At 37.7% G+C, this 19,703-nt stretch carries 17 protein-coding genes; 4 read left to right on the forward strand and 13 right to left on the reverse strand.

Annotated elements, in window-relative coordinates:
* Positions 1-10 precede the first annotated feature (10 nt).
* Positions 11-1,165, reverse strand: coding sequence for an endo-1,4-beta-xylanase (locus tag ACNR9Q_RS10745; RefSeq protein ID WP_419211220.1), 1,155 nt, complete (start codon positions 1,163-1,165; stop codon positions 11-13).
* A gap of 361 nt (positions 1,166-1,526) precedes the next feature.
* Positions 1,527-3,701 (reverse strand): alpha-glucuronidase family glycosyl hydrolase, encoded by a 2,175-nt coding sequence (locus ACNR9Q_RS10750; RefSeq protein WP_419211221.1) that lies wholly within the window; start codon positions 3,699-3,701, stop codon positions 1,527-1,529.
* A gap of 173 nt (positions 3,702-3,874) precedes the next feature.
* Here ACNR9Q_RS10750 and ACNR9Q_RS10755 point away from each other — a divergent pair, with 173 nt between their 5' ends.
* The 3 genes from ACNR9Q_RS10755 to ACNR9Q_RS10765 all read left to right on the forward strand — a co-directional run bounded on the left by ACNR9Q_RS10755 (position 3,875) and on the right by ACNR9Q_RS10765 (position 8,096).
* A complete protein-coding gene (locus tag ACNR9Q_RS10755) occupies positions 3,875-6,034 on the forward strand; it encodes a thioredoxin domain-containing protein (RefSeq protein WP_419211222.1) in 2,160 nt (719 codons plus the stop codon).
* A 74-nt stretch (positions 6,035-6,108) separates the two neighbouring features.
* A complete protein-coding gene (locus tag ACNR9Q_RS10760; RefSeq protein ID WP_419211223.1) occupies positions 6,109-6,864 on the forward strand; it encodes a sulfite exporter TauE/SafE family protein in 756 nt (251 codons plus the stop codon).
* 38 nt (positions 6,865-6,902) lie between these two features.
* On the forward strand, positions 6,903-8,096 hold the full coding sequence (locus ACNR9Q_RS10765; RefSeq protein ID WP_419211224.1) for a DegT/DnrJ/EryC1/StrS family aminotransferase: 1,194 nt from the start codon (positions 6,903-6,905) through the stop codon (positions 8,094-8,096).
* A 4-nt stretch (positions 8,097-8,100) separates the two neighbouring features.
* On the opposite strand, the gene ribB is transcribed toward ACNR9Q_RS10765, so the two are convergent.
* From ribB to ACNR9Q_RS10820, 11 genes are all read right to left on the reverse strand, one after another.
* Entirely contained in the window at positions 8,101-9,243 is a 1,143-nt protein-coding gene (ribB, locus tag ACNR9Q_RS10770; protein WP_419211225.1) for a 3,4-dihydroxy-2-butanone-4-phosphate synthase, read from the reverse strand.
* A 4-nt stretch (positions 9,244-9,247) separates the two neighbouring features.
* Entirely contained in the window at positions 9,248-10,681 is a 1,434-nt protein-coding gene (locus ACNR9Q_RS10775; protein ID WP_419211226.1) for an LptF/LptG family permease, read from the reverse strand.
* A gap of 74 nt (positions 10,682-10,755) precedes the next feature.
* Positions 10,756-11,400, reverse strand: a complete 645-nt coding sequence (locus ACNR9Q_RS10780; RefSeq protein WP_419211227.1) for a LolA family protein — start codon at positions 11,398-11,400, stop codon at positions 10,756-10,758.
* A 6-nt stretch (positions 11,401-11,406) separates the two neighbouring features.
* Positions 11,407-13,776 (reverse strand): DNA translocase FtsK 4TM domain-containing protein, encoded by a 2,370-nt coding sequence (locus tag ACNR9Q_RS10785; protein WP_419211228.1) that lies wholly within the window; start codon positions 13,774-13,776, stop codon positions 11,407-11,409.
* A 64-nt stretch (positions 13,777-13,840) separates the two neighbouring features.
* Positions 13,841-14,206 (reverse strand): diacylglycerol kinase family protein, encoded by a 366-nt coding sequence (locus tag ACNR9Q_RS10790; protein WP_419211229.1) that lies wholly within the window; start codon positions 14,204-14,206, stop codon positions 13,841-13,843.
* A 14-nt stretch (positions 14,207-14,220) separates the two neighbouring features.
* Positions 14,221-14,724: a thiol peroxidase gene (tpx, locus tag ACNR9Q_RS10795; protein ID WP_419211230.1), complete on the reverse strand. Its 504-nt coding sequence runs from the start codon at positions 14,722-14,724 to the stop codon at positions 14,221-14,223.
* A 121-nt stretch (positions 14,725-14,845) separates the two neighbouring features.
* Positions 14,846-15,103 carry a DUF6952 family protein gene (locus ACNR9Q_RS10800; RefSeq protein ID WP_419211231.1) on the reverse strand — a complete coding sequence of 86 codons (258 nt, stop codon included), beginning with the start codon at positions 15,101-15,103 and terminating at the stop codon, positions 14,846-14,848.
* Positions 15,084-15,398: a thioredoxin family protein gene (locus ACNR9Q_RS10805; protein ID WP_419211232.1), complete on the reverse strand. Its 315-nt coding sequence runs from the start codon at positions 15,396-15,398 to the stop codon at positions 15,084-15,086. The genes ACNR9Q_RS10800 and ACNR9Q_RS10805 overlap by 20 nt, the downstream gene beginning before the upstream one ends.
* A gap of 45 nt (positions 15,399-15,443) precedes the next feature.
* Complete coding sequence (locus ACNR9Q_RS10810; RefSeq protein ID WP_419211233.1) at positions 15,444-16,088, reverse strand: peroxiredoxin; 645 nt, start codon at positions 16,086-16,088, stop codon at positions 15,444-15,446.
* A gap of 211 nt (positions 16,089-16,299) precedes the next feature.
* Positions 16,300-17,766, reverse strand: a complete 1,467-nt coding sequence (gene nhaC, locus ACNR9Q_RS10815) for a Na+/H+ antiporter NhaC (RefSeq protein WP_419211234.1) — start codon at positions 17,764-17,766, stop codon at positions 16,300-16,302.
* A 74-nt stretch (positions 17,767-17,840) separates the two neighbouring features.
* Positions 17,841-19,061, reverse strand: a complete 1,221-nt coding sequence (locus ACNR9Q_RS10820; RefSeq protein WP_419211235.1) for an aminotransferase class I/II-fold pyridoxal phosphate-dependent enzyme — start codon at positions 19,059-19,061, stop codon at positions 17,841-17,843.
* Positions 19,062-19,211: 150 nt separating this feature from the next.
* Here ACNR9Q_RS10820 and ACNR9Q_RS10825 point away from each other — a divergent pair, with 150 nt between their 5' ends.
* Positions 19,212-19,670 (forward strand): Lrp/AsnC family transcriptional regulator, encoded by a 459-nt coding sequence (locus ACNR9Q_RS10825; protein ID WP_419211236.1) that lies wholly within the window; start codon positions 19,212-19,214, stop codon positions 19,668-19,670.
* Positions 19,671-19,703: the final 33 nt, after the last annotated feature.

Here is a 19,703-nt window from a genome sequence, read left to right on the forward strand (position 1 = left end):
TTGAATTGTTTTAAAGTGTAGTATCATTTGCGACTTGCATAACACTTTGATATGCTGCTTTTGGTTTATATTGTCTATCAAATAGTAGCGGGTAATTGGTTCTACCCCTAATCGGCCAATTATTCAGCCAAGATTGACCATCATTTACGCCCCAAAAGGTTACTCGGCTTATTTTGTCTGTGTGCTTTTTAAATAGTTTAAAGATATCTTGATACCGTTTTGCAAGCTTATTGGATACAGAATCCGGTAATTGATCAGGATAAGGATTCATAAATTCACTGTTTTCAAAATTCTGACTTATTTCGGCCCCTTCTAAATCCCAAGGATTCGGTAGAACGGTAATGTCCAACTCTGTGATCATTACTTTTAAACCTAATTTTGAATACGCTATTATGCTTTCTTCTATTTCAGCTAACGAAGGGCCATCTAAATTCCAATGACCCTGCATGCCGATACCATCTATTTTAGCTCCATTTTCTTGCAACATTTTTACCAGTTTAATAGCTCCTGTTCTTTTTTCGGGGTTGGTCATATTATAATCATTGTAATAGAGCTCAACATCAGGGTCAGCTTCTTGTGCCCATTTAAATGAATTCACAAGATACTCAGGGCCTAATTTTTCTAGGAAGATGGAATTACGCAAAGTTCCGTCCTCGTTCAATGCTTCGTTGACCACGTCCCACCCATGTATTTTGCCTTTGTATCTCGATGCTATGGTTATGATATGGTTTTTTAAGCTTTCGGATAATTCTTCTTTAGTTTCAATTTTGGTAACCCAATCTGCCAGTTGGCTATGCCATACTAAATTGTGACCGATAAAGGCTAAATCATTTTTAATACTAAAGTCAATGTATTGGTCTGCCATTTCAAAATTGAAAATACCTTTTTCAGGTTCCATGAACATCCATTTCATGGAATTCTCAGGGGTAATGGTATTGTATTCGGTTCTTATTAGTTGAACGCCTAGACTATCCTTGCCTGTTATCTGAAAATCATTTACTGCAGATCCAATTAGAAACTCTTTTTTAAATGATTTTTTAAGGGATGGCCTCTCTTTAACCTCATCTTTTTTAAGACGCTCATTACAGGAAATAAAAACTGAAAAAATCATTGATAAAAGAAAAACGATCTTTGATGGTATAGTAGCTAGTCTATAGTTTTTCATATAATACTGAAATTTTAAATAACCTATTTTTATTAGGGACTAAATGTACGTTTAACACTTAAAATTAATTTAAATGAAGGGCGGTCTAAGAAAGATGTTGTATCTCATCAGAAAATCAAAGCTTAACCCTCTAAATTCCTTCTTAGGGCATTCGCAATTATAGGAGAATGGGCCACTATGGAGAAATAGGTCGTTCATTGTAATATAATTATTTGTTGTGCTTGATTTTTGTACAGTAGTATTATGGGTCACCGATGCGCAAAAACTATTGATTAGACCGTTTACTTCATTATACATCATTCAATCTAAATTTAATGCTAAAACAGCTTTGATTTCTTTAAACCAATTACATCCTAAAAAACTAATCCCATTGCGGACGAATACCGGGAGCAAAAGGAAATTTAAGTGATTCGAAGTACTCTAAAGAATTTGCTGGTTTTTCTACACCAGCGGGTAGAGGCCTTTGTGAAAAAGTTTGAAAATAAAGTAAACATGCATCTCGCCACCACTTAGCTTCCTTTAATTGTATTTGCAAAAGCATTTCCACCTCTTTATATTGACCTTCGGTTAGATAGGGTTTGGCATTATTCCAAGTGGTTATCATTTCACTTACTTGATTTACCCCCTTCTGATATTTTAGTGCGATTCCATCCCAAAGTGATTCTCCGCTTTTTAATTTGTAATCCCATGGCAGATGATGGAACCATAATAAATATTCTTCGGGAATTCTCTTAGGGTCATTATAAAGGTTGGCTAAGTAGGGAGCATATTGTTCTGTTGCATTGCTTCCGGTTGGTGTACGGTCAAAACCTATTCCCATAGTATCTGCTTTATGGTAATAAACAGGGTTCCAGTCCGGTCTTCCTAAATTATTTACCCATGGTCCTGGTCCGTAATGGTGTCCGGTATCGAAAAGATGATGAAGCCCAAGTGGATTCATATAGTTGACAACCGCCTCCCTTGACATGAGCATCATTTTCTTCACGGGTTCAATAAATTCTTGATCATTGTTATAGGTTGCGCGCAACCATTCATCGGCAATCATTTCTGAGCTTAGGTATGGATCCCAAGCCAAGCGACCAAAACCATACCAATTTGCTTGGGCAAAAGGGTGACCTGTCCAATTTATGTCGGTGCCAATATTGGCTACGCCGGCCATCCCCGATAATTTATTTCCATAAAGACTTCCATCAACGATTTTTGCCACAGTAGAACCTTTCCCTTTTTGATAAGTATCTGAGTCGAGAACCTCCTCGAAAAGTTTTGGTAAGAAGACCAAATGTGTACTAAAACCAAGATATTCTTGGGTAATTTGAAACTCCATGACTAAAGGTGTTTTTTTCATTGCTCCGAACATGGGGTGAAAGGGTTCTCTTGGCTGAAAATCGATCGGACCATTTTTTACCTGAACCAAAACATTGTCCATGAATTTGCCGTCGTAGGGCAGAAATTCATCATAAGCCTGTTTTGCACGGTCGGTATCATCATGTTCAGAATACACAAAGGCACGCCAGATAACGTTACCTCCAAAGGGTTCTAAGGCTTTAGCCATCATATTGGCACCGTCAACATGGTTACGTCCATAATTTTGCGGACCGGGTTGTCCTTCAGAATTGGCTTTCACTAAAAATCCACCAAAATCAGGAATAAAGGTGTAAATTTCTTTGGCTTTATTTTGCCACCATTTTTGAACAGCTACATCAAGAGGGTCTGCAGTTTTTAGTTTACCGATCTCTATAGGTGCCGAAAAACGGGCTGTTAAATATACTTTTACGCCGTATCCTCGAAAAATATTTGCGAGGGCTTCTACTTTTTCCAAATACATGGGGGTCAGAACTAAGGCATTTGCATTTACATTGGTAAGTGAAATTGCATTGATACCAATAGAGGCATTGGCACGCGCGTAATCAATATAGCGTTCGTCAATATAACCGGGTAGCTTTTGCCAGTTCCAGAGTGAAAACCCTGCATAACCTCGTTCTACCGTCCGGTCTAAATTGTCCCAGTGATTCAACATTCTCAGTTGTAATTTTGGACTGTCGATCAGGTCGATTTCTTTTAGGTTTTCATGCGTCTGCATAAGGTGTAAGAACCTGAAAACGGCATAAAGAATTCCAATCTCTTTTTTAGCACTTATAATGGTGATTGGGGCATTATTATATTTTACGGATTTTATCAAGAACCCTTCATTAGAAACATTTTTAAATTCCCTTTCTACTTTTAGTTGTAAATCTTTGGGTAAATTATCATATAGGTCGATTATCAATGAATTTTCTGGTCGAAGAGCATCGGTAAAAGTACTTTCTCTACCGAGCATTTGGGGTATTGCGGTCGATAACTCCTTTTTTGTATTTGTATAGATTTCACTAGTCGTAGGTAAATAAATGGAATTCGTTATATTGGAATAATCAGTTGCTAAGTTTTTATCTTCAATGTTGTTGTATTTTAACCAAAGCTTATAGTCATCTAAATGCTGACTATGTAGTTTTAAAAAAGATAAAAAGATAAAAACTAAGCTTAACTTAAATATTCCCATTAGAATTGTTTTTGTTAATATAACCTTTAATAATATTTTAATTTAATAATATTTGTGGGTTAAAAAAATGAAATAAGCATAAGTTAATAGTTTCATGTTCCTTTAAAATACATGGAATTATGCACAATAAATTTAAATACAACCGATTGTTCTATCTTTACATCATGTCTTAAATGGATTTAAAATTCACTAAAACGTTTTCGTTGATTTCTGCTGTATTGGTTGTTTTGTCTTGTAAAAACGATACCGAAAACCAAAAAGTACCTAAAAAAGATGCTACTGAACATGAATTTTCTAATGCTCTTGTTCAAGAAACAAGTCCGTATTTATTACAACATGCCCACAATCCCGTAAACTGGAAACCTTGGAACGATGCTGCTTTTGAGGAAGCAAAAAAGAATAACCTTTTGGTGGTTTTAAGTATAGGCTATTCTACCTGTCATTGGTGCCATGTGATGGAAGAGGAATCTTTTGAAGATGTAGAGGTGGCACAATTGATGAACGAAAAGTTCATCAGTATAAAGGTAGATAGGGAAGAACGCCCAGATTTGGATATGGTCTACCAAACAGCACTTCAAATGGTCAATGGAACGGGAGGTTGGCCAATGAACGCCATAATTTTGCCTGATGGTAGTCCGGTATACTTAGGAACGTATCATGAAAGAGAGGATTGGAAATCTATTCTGATCAAATTCAGTGAAGAATTCGAGCGAAATCCCGATCAAATGAAGGAATATGCATCTATGTTGGCAAATGGTGTGCAAGAAGTTTATCAACAACCTAGTGAACAAATAGAGGCTAAGGTAACTTCACAAAAAGTTCTAAATGGTGTTACTGAGTGGTCGAAATCATGGGATTTAGAATGGGGAGGAGATTTGGGACAACAGAAATTTATCATTCCTACCAATCTGAATATGTTATTGGATTATTCCACACTTCAAGAAGACGGTAATGCCAAGGCCCATGTGCTAAATACCTTGCAAAAAATTTCACAAGGTGGTATTTACGATCATATCGGCGGAGGTTTTTTTAGATATAGCACAGATGCTAAATGGAAGGTTCCCCATTTTGAAAAAATGTTGTATGATAATGCCCAAATGATAGGTTTATTGTCTAAGGCGTATAAAGTATTCGGTAACAAAGTCTATGAATACATGGTTGAGCAAACCTTTCAATTTTTAAAATCTGAAATGCGAAATGAGGACGGAGGCTATTTTAGTGCAATGGATGCCGATACAAACGGGGAAGAAGGAGCCTATTATACATGGCGTAAAGATGAATTGCAAAATTTATTAGGTCATGATTTCGAGATGTTTTCAAAGTTTTATGGAATAAATGAAAATGAAGTATGGGAAGATGGTAAATATGTTCTATTTACACCTTATTCTATCGGTGATTTTGCTAAAAAGGAATCTATTTTATCGGATGAACTGAATGATAAAATTGAAAAGTGGAACGCACTTTTATATGAAAACCGTCAAAAAAAAGATACCCCTTCTAAGGATTATAAAATCATTACTTCATGGAATGCACTGTTGATCGATGGTTTGATAGAGGCCTATAAAAGCTTTGGGAAAGAAGTCTATTTGAACGAGGCAAAATCAATCTTCGAATACCTAAAATCGAACAATTATAAAAATAAGGAGTTGGTACATTCCTGTACCACCAATAGTAGACAAAAGGAGGTTTTCTTAGAAGACTATGCTTTGCTCGCCAAAAGTGCGCTAAAATTGTACGAGGTAACTTTAGAGATCAAGTATTCAGAGATGGCCAAGGAATTGATGGACACAGCAATAGAAAAATATACCAGTGATTCTGGATTATTCTATTACAATGCCCCTAACGAAATGATTCCAAAAATTATAAACACGGTAGATGGGGTGGCTCCTTCCGCCAATGCCATAATGGCCCAAAATCTATTTTGGCTAGGCCATTTTGATTATGACAAGAATTATTTGAAAAAGGCAGGAGTTATGGGTGCCTTGTTAGTTGATGAATTTGAAAAACAGGCCATTAGCTACGGTTCTTGGGGATCATTGTTATTAAATCAGACCTATCCGTATTATGAAATCGCAATAGTCGGTGAAAATGCACAAGCGCTTATTACCGAAATGAATAAAAATCACCTTGTAAACACCTTATTGGCGGGCAGTTTAGAAACTAGTGATATGGCTTTGTTCAAGGATAGATTTTTTACAGACCGAACCCTCATTTATGTTTGCCAGAATAACACGTGTAAATTACCGGTCGAAATGGTGGAAGAAGCGTTTGACCAGATGAAGTCTTTCGGGTATAAAAAATTAAACCCCGCGGCATTCCATACATCGCTTTAATAGGTGTAGAGGTCTTATAATTGCTGGTGTTCTGTCAACATTAGGAATACATAATTTCCAATTACCTTTGTTTTATGGAAGAATGGTACGCCTATCCTTTATTAATTTTGGTTGGATTTATTGTTGGTTTTATAAATACCGTTGCCGGTGGGGGTGCTCTACTTTCCCTTCCTATCCTTATTTTTCTAGGACTACCATCCACCTTGGCGAACGGCACCAATAGAGTCGCCATTATATTCCAAACCGCTATCGCTACCGAAGGTTTTAAAAGTAAAGGAGTGAGTACGTTTCCCTTTAATGTTTATTTGGGTATTTCTGCTTTTGTTGGTTCAATAATAGGCGCCTATTTGGCAATTGATATTAGTGGTGCGTTGTTCAATCGAATATTGGCCATAGTGATGGTCTGTGTGGTTCTTATCATTGCATTCGGACCTAAAATAGGAATGAAGGAGGTTCAGGAGCGATTAACCGGAAAATATCTTTGGCTTGGGATTATCGCATTTTTCTTTTTTGGTATTTATGGGGGTTTCATAAATGCGGGCTTGGGCTTTATAATGATGTTATTTCTTCATTATGTTAGCAAAATGACCTTGGTACGTTCCAACGCAACTAAGGTCTCGGTTGTATTCATGTATATGGTTTCGGCGTTAATTGTTTTTGCCATTAATGACCAGGTGAATTGGAAAATTGGGTTTATCCTTGCCATTGGCAATGGTAGTGGCGCATGGGTAGCCAGTAGGGTATCGGTCAAGAAAGGTGATGGATTCATCAAAAAATTCTTGATTGTCATGGTGGTGATACTGGCCATTAAACTTTGGTTTTATCAATAAATTGATCAAGATTTGTGTAATTATTAAAATTATAAAGAATGCCAGGGTTTGAACTGTTCGGAGAAAGTGAAAAAAGTCAGGTACAGCAGGTTTTAGATACCGGTGTATTGATGCGCTATGGTTTTGATGGAATGCGTAACAATCAATGGAAAGCGTTAGAATTGGAAAAGGCGTTGGCAAGTCGTATGGGTACTAAACATGCCCAATTGGTCAGTAGTGGTACTGCGGCATTGACAGTAGCTTTGGTAAGTGCAGGAGTAGGTGCAGGTGATGAAGTGCTCGTACCAACATTTACCTTTGTAGCCAGTTTTGAATCTATATTGGCCATAGGTGCCGTTCCTATTTTGGTAGACGTTGATGATACGCTAACATTGGATCCTATAGCTGTTGAAAAGGCAATAACCCCAAGGACTAAAGTGGTCATGCCCGTGCATATGTGTGGTTCAATGGCCGACCTTAAAGCCTTAAAGAATATTTGCACCAAGTATAATTTGCTGTTGGTGGAAGATGCTTGTCAGGCTATTGGAGGTTCATATGATGGGAAGCCCTTGGGGAGTTATGGAGATTTAGGTTGTTTTTCTTTTGATTATGTAAAAACCATCACCTGTGGTGAGGGTGGTGCCATTATTACTGATACTGATGAATACCTTAAGAATGCAGACCATTATTCCGACCATGGGCATGACCATGTTGGTAAAGATAGGGGAGCGGAAACACATCCGTTTTTAGGGTATAATTTTAGGATATCTGAATTGAACGCTGCCGTAGGCTGTGCACAATTACAGCGTTTGGACGAATTTCTGGAAATACAGAAAAAGCATTATACAATACTAAGGAAATCTATCGAACCGCTTTCTGGTGTTACGTTTAGAAGGGTTCCTATCGGAGGAGTGGAGAACTATTCGTTTTTGAGTTTCTTTCTGCCCAGACAAGAAGTTGCTGAACAGGTAAATTTAGCTTTAAGTAATGCTGGTGTAGATGCTTGTTTTTATTGGTTCGATAATAATTGGCACTATTATAGAAAGTGGGACCATTTGACCAATCTTACATCGCTCGGCAAGCTTCCGCAAGAAGTGATTCAACAATTGCCCGATTATTCGAAAGCGGACTTTTCGAAATCTGATGAGTGGATAGGTAGAACTATCTCCTGTTTGATAAAGTTAAGTTGGACGGAAGAACAAGTTCATAATCGCGCACAGAAAATGAGAACCGTACTATCGAAATTTTTATAGGGAATTAATAGGAAACATACTCTATAATTTCCAATCCATAACCAACAATGCCTACACGTTTAGCTTGTAAACTATTCGTTAATAGTCTCATTTTGTGAATGCCCAAATCATGTAATATTTGCGCACCAATACCGAAATCCCTATTGTCCATCTCTATTTTTGGTGCTTTATGTATGCCTTGTTTTTGCAATTCTTTCAATTCATTCAATCGAGAAAGTAAGTTCAGTGATTCCGCATCCTGATTAATAAAAACAATAGCTCCTTTCCCTTCTTGGTTGACGGTTTTGAACATATCTTCCAATTTTTCATCGGGGTTATGGGTCAAAGTGCCTAATATATCATTGTTGATCAATGTAGAATTGATACGGGTCAATATTTTTTCATCAGACTTCCATGTTCCCTTGGTTAGTGCTAAATGAATATGATTGTTGGTCGTTTGCTTATAAGCTCGTAATCTAAAATCTCCGAATCTGGTGGTAATTTCAAAATCGGTCACTTTTTCTATTAGACTATCGTGCTCCATACGGTAAGCGACAAGATCTTCTATAGAAACTATTTTGAGGTCGAATTTTTCAGCCACTTTCATCAACTCCGGAAGGCGGGCCATGCTACCATCTTCGTTCATGATTTCTACGATGATCCCGGCAGGTTTCAATCCTGCAAGTCTAGCAAAATCTATGGCGGCTTCCGTATGTCCTGTTCTTCTAAGAACACCACCTTCTTTTGCCACTAAAGGGAAAATATGGCCAGGTCTTGCCAAATCATGGGGTCTGGTATTTTCGTCGGTCAAGGCAAAAACTGTTTTTGATCTGTCAGAAGCTGAAATCCCTGTCGTCACTCCATTTCCCCTTAAATCTACCGATACGGTGAAGGCGGTTTCCAAAGGATCCGTATTGGTATTGACCATCATATCTAGCCCTAAATCCTTACAACGTCCTTCAGTCAATGGAGCGCAAATAAGTCCTCTGCCATGTGTTGCCATAAAATTCACGGTAGCTGTTGTCGCCAATTCTGCGGCAGCAAGAAAATCGCCTTCATTTTCACGATTTTCATCATCAACAACAATAATTACTTTACCGGCCTTAATGTCCGCAATGGCTTCTTCAATGGTATTCAGTTGTATTTTCTTATGTGCTGTCATGGTCATGGCCTCAACTTTTATCTTTTTTTTTGAACAGATTTTTAAAGAAATCCGTTATTACCCCAAAACTCATTAATCCCTTATCTTCCGTAGCTCTTTTTGTCAAAAACACTCCCAAAGGTAACATGATCAGTGTAGAAAGCCATGCCCCAAGAATAGGATTTATACTGCCTTCTTTCGCATAATTACTGGCGAATACTCCGATAAAATAATAGATTAAAAAAAGCACAATGGCGATTACCATTGGAAGACCTAAACCGCCTTTTCTAATGATTGCGCCTAAGGGAGCTCCTACAAAAAATAAGATGATGCAAGAAAAAGCCAACGCGTATTTGTTGTGGAGCGATAGAATATGCATGTTGTAAATTTTGTATCGCTTTTGCAGTTCTTCTTTTTTGCCACTTACCGAACCTAGGATACTGCTTGTGGCATTTTTTGCGCTGCTTATAATTTGCATTTGCTGCCATTCGGGAAAAATGCTTAATATGTTTCCTTTTATAGAATCTTGCAAAGCAATATTGGCTTTAGCTTTTGCTGCATTTTCGTTGATGATGGAATCTTTTTTAGAAACCACATTAGTTTTAGTGGAATCGGTATTTTTAACAGTTAACGGAACGAACATACCTATTCTACTTTCAATATTCTTGGAGAAGGCACGTACAATCTTATAGTTGTCTCCTTTTAAGGAGTCTATATCTTTCGTTAAGCGTGAAATATTCTTCATCTTATCTGTACTGATATCCCGTTCCTCTTCCAACTCATCGTTGTTGATTTCAGGTATTTCAATGTTCATGGTGTAGGTGTCGAAATTCGCTTGGGCAAAAGGAAACTTCATCTTACTGTCGTTACTTTTGGTTTCAACATCTTCGTATAAATGTCCGTTATGCAAAACCAATTGAATAAGGTCAGATTCTTCACTACTGATAAGTTCACCTGTTTCTGACTTTATGACCCTTGTATTGATATTATTATTCGATTTTGTATGAATAATCACATTCCGTAAAAATCGGTCATTATCTCCATATTTTTCGTCCACTTTTATGTTCATTCCTTCAAAATCACTGAACACCCCTTCCGATACTACGGCAGCAGGCTTCACCTTGGCAATGTTCCGTCTTAGATTATATATCTTACGTTGCGATAGTGGAATTACATTGTTTGCAAAAAAGAAGGTGACTCCCCCAAGGATGGTCACAAAAATAATTAGGCTGAGCATGGCGCGTTGCAACGAAATTCCCGACGCTTTCATGGCTGCGAATTCATAATTCTCAGCTATGGACCCAAAGGTTAGAATGGAGGACAAAAGTACGGTAAGGGGTAGAACTTTTTCGGTAAGGTCGGGCATTAAATAGAACAGGAACTTTCCTATGATGGCAATATCCAAACCTTTACCGGCAAGGTCGTCGATAAAAAGCCAAATCGTTTGAAATATGAAGATGAACATCAATATTACAAACGAACTGACAAAATTAAAGACAAACCTGGATAGGATATATCGGTCTAGGATTCTCAATAGTTCTAATTTCTTAGAATGAAATAGCCTTCATCCTTATATTTAGCTTCATCAAAAGTAAATAAGGTTTTGGATAAATCTTGATCCGTTTTAAAAGAATTAACAGTGATGGTCGTCTTGGTGCCATTTTTTCCTGTTTCGATCAATTTATAGATATGTTTGGTGCCCATATCTATTCCCAATAATCTTGATTTTATTTCGGTATCGGAATCTATTGGGGTCAATTTTACATATTGTATTTTTCTTCCTTGTACATCTTGTAAAATATCCCAAGCATAATTATGTCCTTCCTTATAAAAGGTGAGCATTTTTGAAGGCGTCATCGCATTTTCATCATCAGATTTATCCTCAATAGTCACTTCTTCATTTTCAGGAACAATGGTGTATACTTTTTTACCATCGAACAATTGCTTTGATCCTAAGTAATTGAATACATATTTATTTCCGGCCATGGTGACGTCACCCCTAGTTTCTTGATTGATGCCTGCTTCCGCATTTTTTAGGTCGAACTTGAAATCGACATAGATATTATCGTAGCTTTTTACTTTATTATAGACTTCATCTAACAGCGCCTTTGCTTTGTTTGCATCCTGGGCATGAGCTATAGTTGCGGTAAACATAATCGTTAAAACACTAAATAATTTTTTCATTTCTTTTTAATTTGTTTCATTATCCAATAAATGTTGAAGGGCTACCATGTCCGATACCAAAACCTGTCTGGCTTTACTTCCCTCAAACGGGCCTACAATGCCTGCGGCTTCCAATTGATCGATGATACGACCAGCGCGGTTGTATCCTAACTTCAATTTACGTTGTATCAAGGAAGCGGAACCTTGCTGCGCAATAACGATTACCTCGGCCGCTTCTCGGAACATTTTATCCCTATCGGCTATATCATAATCAACACTCGTGCCAGAATCTTCGCCAACATATTCTGGAAGTTCATAAGCTTCGGGATAGGCACGTTGGCTACCGATAAATTCGGTGATTTTAGCCACCTCGGGAGTGTCAACGAACGCACACTGAATACGGGTGACATCGTTCCCTTGGGTGAACAACATGTCTCCTCTACCGATCAATTGATCTGCACCCTGAGTATCTAGAATTGTCCTGGAATCTATTTTAGAGGTTACCCTAAATGCCAATCTCGCCGGGAAATTAGCTTTTATAATACCTGTAATAACGTTTACCGATGGTCTTTGTGTTGCAATGATCAAATGGATGCCGATTGCTCTAGCTAACTGTGCCAACCTCGCTACCGGAGTCTCCACCTCTTTACCCGCGGTCATGATCAAATCTGCAAATTCATCGATAACCAGGATGATGTACGGTAAAAATTTATGCCCGTCGTTAGGATTCAATTTACGCGCCTTGAACTTAGTGTTGTATTCCTTTAAGTTACGCACCATCGCCAATTTTAATAATTCATAGCGATTGTCCATTTCAATACAAAGTGAATTTAAGGTGTGGATCACTTTCGTATTGTCTGTAATAATGGCTTCCTCCGAATCGGGTAGTTTTGCCAAGAAATGACGCTCTATTTTATTATAAAGTGTTAATTCCACTTTTTTGGGATCCACCAAAATAAATTTTACCTCAGCTGGATGTTTTTTGTACAGCAGTGATGTCAGTACGGCATTAAGGCCTACCGATTTTCCTTGCCCAGTAGCACCCGCCATTAGTAAGTGAGGCATTTTTGCTAAATCCACCACGAACGTTTCATTGCTGATTGTTTTACCAAAGGCAATCGGTAATTCCATTTCAGCCTTTTGAAATTTGCTGGAAGCAATCACCGAACGCATCGAGACCACCGTTGCATTTTTATTGGGCACCTCAATACCTATGGTACCTTTTCCGGGAATAGGCGCAATGATACGTATGCCTAACGCTGCTAACGATAAAGCGATGTCATCTTCTAAATTTTTAATTTTTGAGATACGTACACCGGCATCGGGAACAATTTCATATAAAGTCACCGTTGGCCCAATCGTAGCTTTTATTTGTGCAATACCTATTTTATAATTTTTGAGGGTATCAACAATTCTATTTTTGTTTTCCTCTAACTCTTCTTGGTTTATAGTGATTCCACCTGTTACGCCGTGCTGATCTAAAAGCTCAATGGTAGGGAATTTATAATTGCCCAACTCCAAGGTAGGATCAAACTCACCGAAGTCATCTACCAATTTACTGGCTAGGATATCTATTTCTTCGGGCTCTTCAATTACTTGTTCCACTTCCATGGCAAGGGTTTCCTCTTCAGAGGGATTTGAAATCTCTAATTCGTTCTGGTCCTTTTCTTTTTCTAAATGTGGAATTTCAGCTTTATGGGTGTAGGTATCAACTGTTACAGGAGTTTCATCTTCCAAAGATGTGGTAAGTACTTCATCATCGATAGCTGCTTTTCGTTCTTTGCTGGCCTTAAATTCGGATGAGATTGCTTCTTTTTTAGATTTGAAAAATTCGGAAATATCTTCAGGTGTGATTTTGAACAATCGGACTAAAATAAAGATTAATCCAAAAACCAAGAGTAGCAGCACCCCAATTTTACCCGCATAGTCTTGAAGGAAATCATTCATTTCATAGCCGATCAATCCGCCTAAGAGAGGACTATTTAAAGCAAAAAAGCCCAACGCAATTGATATCCAAATGATAAAAAGTAATCCCCAAATCCATTTTTTAAATAAGGCTTTTAAGGGGAGTCCCAAGAATAGATAAATACCCGTAATGCAAACTAGAAATGGAAGTATAAGGGTTGCAACGCCAAAACCTTTATACATGAAAAAGTGGCTAATACTTGCCCCAAACTTATTCAATAGGTTTTTCGCCTCTTCATTACGATCTTTAAATTCCGTAAGAAGGCTTTGGTCATCTTGCCAATTGAAATAAAAGGAAATAAAGGAGAAGAAAAGTGCGATACTAAAAAGCATCAACAAACTACCCAAAATGATTTTATTCTGTTTGGATAATTTAAATGGTGATCCTTTTTTAGTAGGTTTTGGCTTTGATTTAGTTGCCTTTTTTGCCATTAAATCTTTTATTCTAGTGCTAAATTACAAATTTACGATAAGCTATTGGAAACCTTCTTACTCCTTAAATAATCTTGGGCAAGTAAATGATAAGACCTATTATGGATGATGCTATTGAAACCAACATAACCGCACCGGCAGAAATATCCTTTATAAATCCGATTTTTACATCGAATTCCGGTTGAATGTAATCGGATATTTTTTCAACGGCGGTATTCATTCCTTCGATACCCAGCACCATGGCAATTGCAAAAATTTGAAGGATCCATTCAGTAGTAGAAATATTAAAATAGAAACCGGCTATTGTCATTACGATAGTAATGAAAACCTGAATTTTTATACTTGCTTCTGTTCGTATCAGTAATAAGGCACCTTTAAAGGCAAAACCAACACTTTTAATACGGTTGACCAAAAAAGATTCCTTGGGCATAAGATTGTTATTAATTAATTCATTAGCGCTTCTAAGGCCGCTTTATAATTAGGTTCGTCAGTGATTTCAGCTACTTGTTCTGTATACAAAACCGTTCGGTTTTCGGAAATTACAACTACCGCTCTTGAGTGTAATGGAGCCAACGGACCATCTGAAAAATCTGCATGATATGTTTTTCCAAAATTACCATCCCTAAAGTCGGAAAGCATTTCTACGTTGTCAATTCCCTCGGCACCACAGAAACGTGCCTGTGCAAAAGGAAGATCCTTAGAAATGCACAGTACTATGGTGTTATCTAATTCTGCGGCTTCTTTATTGAACTGTCTAACAGATTGCGCACAAGTACCTGTATCCACACTTGGAAATATATTCAGAACTACCTTAGAGCCTTCGTAATCTGAAAGCTTAACCGTGGATAAATCATTTTTTGTCAATTCAAATTCTGGTGCTTTTTCACCGATAGTTGGTAAAGAACCTATCGTATGTACGGATGAACCTTTTAGTGTTATGGAAGCCATTTTCTTTTTCTTATTATTTGAAGTTGTGAAATTAAAGAATATAAAGTTGAAACGTAAGGGATTCCAATAAAAAAAGTCCTCTCAAAGTTGAAAGGACTTTTAGCTATCGAATTTAATGGTTTTAGGAATCTATGGAGCCTAAAACTCGTTGCATAAATTGGTTGATGGCTTCTTTTTTAGGGGTTCCGTTCTCTATGCTCTTGACTACGTCTAAAGCTCCGTACATGTTGGAGATCAATTCGCCTATAACGTCCAATTCTTCATCTTTCAATGACGGTAGTTCGGTTAACGCTTCTAGGGTTTCAATAGTCTCTAAAACGTAATCACTATCCTTTTCCTCTATGAACTCAGTCAGTAATTTAATTATGGGCAACCTCACTAATCAATTCTTTTAAAAGATCATACTTGTTCGTTTGAACCTGGTTTTTGAACTTTCCCTTCTCAAAAGAGGCGAAAGTTGGTAAATTGCTCACGTTGGCAAGCTTTCTAGACTCAGGGAACTTTTCAGCATCCACAAGAACAAATGTCAGGTTCTCATGAGTAGAAGCTTCTTTTTTGAACTTAGGTTTCATTATTCTGCAATTACCACACCAAGGCGCTGAATATTGAACGACAACATTATCGTTGGTATCTAGTATTTCCTGTAAATTATCCTCCTCTAATTCTAGTAACATGATTTTAGTTATTTTGGATTATACCATTAAAAACTCTCTTCGGTTCTAATTTGCGTGTGTAGAAAGGTAGCTTGCAACACCTTCTCTATTGGCCGACATTGCATCTTTACCTTTTTCCCAGTTAGCAGGGCATACTTCGCCAACCTCTTGAACATGGGCATAGGCATCTATTAAACGTAGGTACTCGTTAACGTTTCTACCTAGTGGCATGTGATTAATACTTTCGTGGAATACAGTACCTTCTTCATCGATCAAAAAAGTGGCACGGTAAGTTACGTTATCTCCTTCAACCGTAATTACATCATTTTCCTCATCATAGGTTTTGTCGGTGATATCCAAAATATCTAAAGTAGCGGCCAAATTTCTATTACTATCCGCTAGAATAGGGTAGGTAACCCCTTCTATTCCTCCGTTGTCCTTATCTGTGCTTAGCCACGCAAAATGTACTTCTGGTGTATCACACGAGGCGCCGATAACCATGGTATTTCTTTTTTCAAACTCTCCTAAGGCAGCTTGAAATGCGTGAAGTTCTGTAGGACATACGAATGTAAAGTCCTTTGGATACCAAAACAAAATGACCTTTTTATTATTTTTCTGGGCTTCTTCCAAAACATTGATTTTAAAAGTATCGCCCATTTCATTCATTGCGTTAACATTGAGATTGGGGAATTTTTTTCCTACAAATGCCATAATTGATGTTTTATTTATAATTAATTATGGTACAAAATTAAGATTTGCACAGGGCTTATATGGCTATCTAGATTAGAATTTTCAATAGCAAAATAATTATTTAGAATAGCAAAATAATTAGCCCCCATTTGTTGATAATGAGTTTCTTTTTTGGCAATTATATTATCGAATTAACAGTATCGTGGAATTTAGATGTTAAAATGGAAAAAAATCAATATTTATTTGTGGCCAATTGTCTAATCTTGATATTAAAAGCAGCGAATACAAGTGTCATAATCGGGCTAAGCCAATTGAAAATTGCGTAGGCGAAATATTCGGACACACTTACCCCTAATACTCCAGATTGATAGGCACCGCAGGTATTCCACGGAATAAGAACAGAAGTGACCGTACCTGAATCTTCTAAGGTTCTACTTAAATTTTCTGGTGCCAAGCCTTTATCTTGATATGCTTTTTTAAACATTTTTCCGGGAATGACCAACGCTAAATATTGATCACTTGCAATAACATTTAAACCAATACAACTTAATACCGTACTTGCAAAAAGGCCAAAAACACTTTTTGCGACGGACAATAAAGATTGGGTTATTCGTGATAAGGCACCTATACCGTCCATTACACCTCCAAAAACCATCGCACAACAAATGAGATATATGGTCCAGAGCATACCTGCCATTCCGCCAGCACTAAAGAGTTCGTTCAATTTTTCATTATCCGTAACAATGGCAGTATCCGTAAAAACGGAATTGAAAACAGCATTCAATTTAGAATCGGATAAATTATCCAAAATTTCAGGTTGAAATATAAAGGCGAAAACTCCAGCCAATACGACGCCGATGCCCAATGCTAAAAGCGGTTTTGTTTTCAAAAGTATTAGGGCTATTACTACTAAGGGGACTATGAATAAATAAGGAGTGATATTAAAGGTCTGGTCTATAGTTTGCAATAGGCCTGTGACATCGGCCGTGCCCGAGGTATCGATGTTTAAGCTTAATATTGAAAAAGCGATGAGGGTTAACACAATTGTGGGACCCGTCGTTAAGATCATATATTTTATGTGGGTGAACAAATCTGTTCCCGCCATGGCCGGTGCTAAATTGGTCGTGTCGCTTAAGGGGGACATTTTATCCCCAAAATAAGCCCCTGAAATTACCGCTCCTGCAATCATACCTGTGGGAATGCCTAAGGCCGTTCCAATACCCACTAAGGCTATGCCTACCGTTGCGGACGTGGTCCAAGAACTACCTGTGGCAATGGAAATTATAGCGGCAATGACAATAGAAGCAGGTAAAAATATAGCAGGACTCAATACTTTTAGACCATAATAGACCATGGCAGGGATAATACCACTCACCAACCAAGTACCTGCCAAAGCACCCACTAAAAATAGAATCATGATAGGGACGAGAACGCTTCTTAGATTTTCCCATATTTCAGCTACCATGGTCGATATTTTTGTGTTGTTCAAAAAACCAACAATGGCCGCGAAACCCCCACCTATCAATAAAATAATCTGGTTTGAATATCCGCCGAACCATTCTCCCTCCGCAAAGAATATATTATAGGCCAACATAGCCATTAATAGAACTACCGGAATCAAGGCTTCGAGAAGATTGAGCTGTTTATTGGCTACGATATGTTCATTTTCCCTATGCTCATTGGTGTTGTGGTCTGCCATCAAATAGACGTTTGGTTCGTACGTAATATTACGATTTATGAAACGGATGTGCAAACTCTTTTCAAAATTGAGAACTATGCATTTACCGCGGTGTCATTCAATATTTTAAGGTCCATCAAGCATTTTTTCATTGAGTAATAGGTGCGCTCAATGTCATCATCCAATCCAATCGAGAAGCGAATAAGCCCGTCGCCAAGTCCCATTGCCTGTTGTTCTTCCATAGGAATTTCTGAAGATGTCGAACTTCCGGGGGCACTGAACAACGTCTTATAAAAACCAAGACTAACGGCCAAATAACCGAGTTTCCTTTCCTGCATTAGTTCCATCAAGGCATTTGCATTTTTTAAAGAACCTACGTCAATGGTCATGATTCCTCCATAGCCATACTCGGTATTCATTTGGTCTTCCATGATCATATGCCCAGGATGAGAGGAAAGACCTGGGTAAACGATAGGAAGTCCATCTTGTTCAAAATTTTTCGCCAAGAACATCGCATTTTCACTATGTTTTTTAATACGGATATGCAATGTTCGCATGTTCTTCAATATCGATGCCCCACGAAGACTGTCCAGGGTACTGCCCAGCAGCATTCCGGCACCGTTATTCACGTCTTTAAGGCTCAAACAGAGTTCAGTGGTTCCACAAACAACACCAGCTACACAATCACTGGTTCCATTAATGAATTTCGTAAGACTATGAACAACTATGTCAGCACCTAACTTTGCGGGCGTTACAGAAAGGGGAGAAAATGTATTGTCGACCACCAAAGGGATTTCGTTTTTTCTGGAAATACGGGAAAGAGCGGAAATATCTGCAACTTCTAACAAGGGGTTGCTTACACTTTCACAATAAATCATTTTGGTTTTAGCAGTAATGGCTGCAGCAACCGCATCCAAATCGGTAATGTCCAGAAAGGTAGTTTTAATTCCGAATTTCACTAAAAAATTCTTTAGGAAAGCATAGGTGCCTCCGTATATGGTCCTACTACTAATAATATGGTCGCCCGCATTGCAGAGTTGTAATATGACTGCGGTAATGGCACCCATTCCACTAGCGGTGACATTAGCAGATTCCGTTCCTTCTAGAGCTGCTAATGCCTCTCCAAGATATAGATTTGATGGGGAAGAATGGCGGCTATAGAGATAACAACCTTCGGTATTTCCCTCAAAAGTGTCGAACATAGTTTTAGCCGATAGAAATGTATACGTTGAAGAATCTGAAACGGAGGGATTTACACCACCGTATTCTCCGAAATATTGTAGGTCTTGTAAATCATTAATAGTTTTTTGACTCATGTTATAAAATTTTAAGTGAAATTATAGTGTTGTAGTTGTAAAGTCAATACAAATTACGAATTATAGTTTATAAAACTAAGTAGATACTGTTTTTAGAATTAAAAACTATAAATCGTTATTTTTACGGGATATGTTAGAATTACATTCATAATGAAACTAGACGATACCGATAGAAAGTTATTAGAGCTCCTACAAGCAGATAGTAAAAAAACAACAAAAGAATATGCTGTGTTTTTAGGCCTATCTACCACTGCTGTTTATGAGCGTATTAAACGTTTAGAGCGTACAGGAGCTATTAGGAATTATGTTGCCCTAGTTGATAAGGTCATAGTAGATAAAAACTTTACGGTTTTTTGTCATCTTAAGCTCGTTCAACATACAAAGGATAATATTGCCCAATTTGAGGCACAGGTACTTCGATTAGATGAAGTGGTTGAATGCTATCATCTGAGCGGCGACTATGACTATCTTTTAAAAATACATGTAAAGGATATGGATGATTATCGAAATTTTATGGTCAATAAGCTTACCGCAATGAACCATATCGGGAGTACCCAAAGTTCGTTTACCATAAAAGAGGTCAAGCATTCTACGGCTATACCGCTTTAAAACTAAAAATAGTATTAATTTTGTAACACATTA

This window comes from Maribacter sp. X9 (assembly GCF_048537565.1).
Lineage (GTDB): Bacteria > Bacteroidota > Bacteroidia > Flavobacteriales > Flavobacteriaceae > Maribacter.